Source organism: Salinicola rhizosphaerae, assembly GCF_014652715.1.
Lineage (GTDB): Bacteria > Pseudomonadota > Gammaproteobacteria > Pseudomonadales > Halomonadaceae > Salinicola > Salinicola rhizosphaerae.
The window spans coordinates 1-639 of sequence record NZ_BMZI01000006.1 but is presented as its reverse complement, the minus strand read 5'-3'; the positions used below and the strand labels follow the sequence as shown (position 1 = coordinate 639).

General features: G+C 56.0%; 1 protein-coding gene. It reads left to right on the top strand.

Annotated elements, in window-relative coordinates; translation table 11 throughout:
- Positions 1-22: 22 nt before the first annotated feature.
- On the top strand, positions 23-639 hold a 617-nt coding region (locus tag IE125_RS13345), incomplete at its 3' end, for a hydantoinase/oxoprolinase family protein (RefSeq protein ID WP_308430150.1).

Here is a 639-nt window from a genome sequence, read left to right as displayed (position 1 = left end):
CCTTGGTGCCGGCGGTGGTTCTATTGCGCATATCGACAATGGCGGGCTGGTACGTGTTGGGCCGCTTAGTGCGGGGGCATTCCCGGGCCCGGCATGTTACATGCGCGGTGGTAAGGAACCAACAGTGACGGACTCTGCTCTCGTCCTAGGTTACCTCGATCCAGACAATTTCCTCGGTGGTCGCATGCCCTTGGATTTGAACGCGGCTCGAGAAGCCTTCCGAGTTCGTCTGGCTGAGCCGCTGGGCATGACGATTGAAGAGAGTGCTGAGGCTGTTCTGCGGATCACGTCGGAGGATATGAGAGGCTTCACCACTGACATGACCATTAGCCAAGGCATCGATCCTCGTGATTGCGTAATGATTGCTGGTGGCGGTGCTGCAGGGATGAATATCGTCCGCATCGCCAAAGACTTAGGCATCGCCAATATGATCATCCCGCGTCTGGCGTCTGGCTTAAGTGCGGTGGGCGGTCAGTGCACTGATATTAGTGCCAACTTTTCCGCTGGACGTTACATGTCCACCACTGATTTCAACCCTGCCGCCGCGAACGAAGTCGTGGCTGAACTGAATGCCAAGCTCGATGCATTCTTTGCCGAGGTCAAGCATCCAGGTAAACGTATCCGCAGCATTATCGTGGA